Source organism: Mycobacterium sp., assembly GCF_049673265.1.
Classification (GTDB): Bacteria; Actinomycetota; Actinomycetes; order Mycobacteriales; family Mycobacteriaceae; genus Mycobacterium.
This window is the reverse complement of record NZ_JBATXN010000490.1, coordinates 1-1,927: the sequence shown is the minus strand read 5'-3', so window position 1 is coordinate 1,927 and position 1,927 is coordinate 1. Positions and strand designations below refer to the sequence as shown.

The window sequence follows — 1,927 nt, the reverse complement described above, 5'->3', positions numbered from 1 at the left end:
CCTGGATGAACGCCGGCCGCTCGTATGTCCCCTCGGTGGAGATGGGTGCGGTGATGCGGTCGCTGGGCATCGGACGCGTCGTCGAATCACGGCATTCCGAATTCGCAGTCGGGGATACGGTGTCGGGGCTATTCGGCGTCCAGCGCTATGCACTGTCCGACGGCGCCGACGTGAACAAGATCGACACGAGCTTGGCGCCAGCGACCGTGCATTTGGGAGCCCTCGGCATCAGTGGGCTGACCGCCTATTTCGGTTTGCTCGACATCGGCAAGCCGAAGCCGGGCCAAACCGTACTGGTGTCCGGGGCAGCCGGATCGGTGGGCAGCATTGTGGGACAGATCGCGCGGATCAAGGGCTGCCGCGCCATCGGTATCGCCGGCGGCGAGCAGAAATGCCGCTGGCTCGTCGACGAGGTTGGTTTCGACGCCGCAATCGACTACAAGAACGCCGACCTACGGGCAGCGCTGAAAACCCACGCAACCGACGGTGTCGATGTGTATTTCGACAATATCGGCGGTGCGACCCTGGAAGCCGCCTTGAACCGGCTCGCGCGCGGCGCCCGCATCGTGCTCTGCGGTGCGGTGTCGCAGTACAACGATTCCCCGCGGGGGCCGGCCAACTACATGCAGCTGTTGGTCGCGCGCGCATCCATGACCGGCTATGTCATCTTCGACTACGCCGACCGCTACCCGGAAGGTGTTGCGCAGCTGGCGAAGTGGCTTAACAGTGGTGAACTACGATCACACGAGCAGATCGAACACGGCGACATCGGTGACTTCCCGGAAACGTTGCTCAAGCTGTTCCGCGGCGAAAACACCGGCAAGCTGATCCTCGCCTTGGAATAGCCTCGCCTGCCCGGCGCGTTGAGCCCCTTATGACAGCGTTTACCGAGACCGAGCGTGAAGAGTTTCTCGCAGCCAAGCACGTCGCCGTGCTGTCCGTGGCCGCCACCGACGGCCGTCCGCCGGCCAGCGCCCCGATTTGGTATGGCTACACCCCCGGCGGGAACATTCTGATCAACACCGGCGCGACGGCGCGCAAGTCCAAGCTCATCGAACACGCCGGGGTGGTCACGCTGGTTGTGCAACGCGAGGAGCTGCCATACCAATATGTGGTCGTAGAGGGAACTGTCATCGACACTACGACGCCCGCGCCGTCGGATGTGCGCGAAGCCATCGCGATCCGCTACCTCGGCGAAGAAGGTGGCCGCGCGTTTGTCAGCAGCATGGAAAGTGAAAACAGCGTGCTGTTCACCATCCGCCCCGATCGTTGGCTAACCGCCGATTTCACAGGCGAGCTCTAAGCTTCGGGCCCGTCGTGTCGCAGCGGTTGGCGACTTCAGCTGCCATAAGATGTCCATCTCCGACGTATAGCCCTTAAGCTCGAAAACCCTTAGGGAGCAACTCGAATGGACCTCGACCGCATCACCCACCCGTTGCGCTTGGCCAGGGGCTCGCACCAGCCGGGATCAGGCAAAGGATGCGCGATGAACGCGATTTCATACATCAACGGCGACGAACAGATCACCGACTTCCCGGCCACGTCCGCGCGCCCACTGGCCTCATTCGTCCAGTTGTGCAACGACCTGCTGGCCGGGCCTGAGGGCTACTTGTCGCCCGAAGACAGCCTGACCGTTCTCGACCTCGGTTGGCTGACGGTCGGCACCGCCGATGTCGCCGACGATGTGATGCACCTCTGGGTGACCAAACTGCTGATCAGCCCGCCTTGGGGCGTCGTGAGATACGCCAATACCGCGGCTGCCGATGCGATTACCGACATCGCCGAGCTGCATCGCAGATTCGCCCCCGGCGACGCACCGTCAATCGCCGATTGGGACGGCGCCGGAAGGGCCGCTCGCGCCGTCAGTGAAACGTCACAAGGCGCCGAACTGTATGCCATCCGGTCCGCGTACCAATCGACCGCACTT

General features: G+C 63.2%; 2 protein-coding genes and 1 pseudogene. All 3 read left to right on the top strand.

From position 1 onward, the window contains the following. A partial coding sequence (locus WBF82_RS17005; RefSeq protein ID WP_424384139.1) for an NADP-dependent oxidoreductase occupies positions 1-845 on the top strand: 845 nt, incomplete at its 5' end. A gap of 29 nt (positions 846-874) precedes the next feature. Then, positions 875-1,303 carry a pyridoxamine 5'-phosphate oxidase family protein gene (locus WBF82_RS17000; protein WP_424384138.1) on the top strand — a complete coding sequence of 143 codons (429 nt, stop codon included), beginning with the start codon at positions 875-877 and terminating at the stop codon, positions 1,301-1,303. A 183-nt stretch (positions 1,304-1,486) separates the two neighbouring features. Next, positions 1,487-1,927 (top strand): annotated as a pseudogene (locus WBF82_RS16995) (hypothetical protein); the annotation flags it as partial.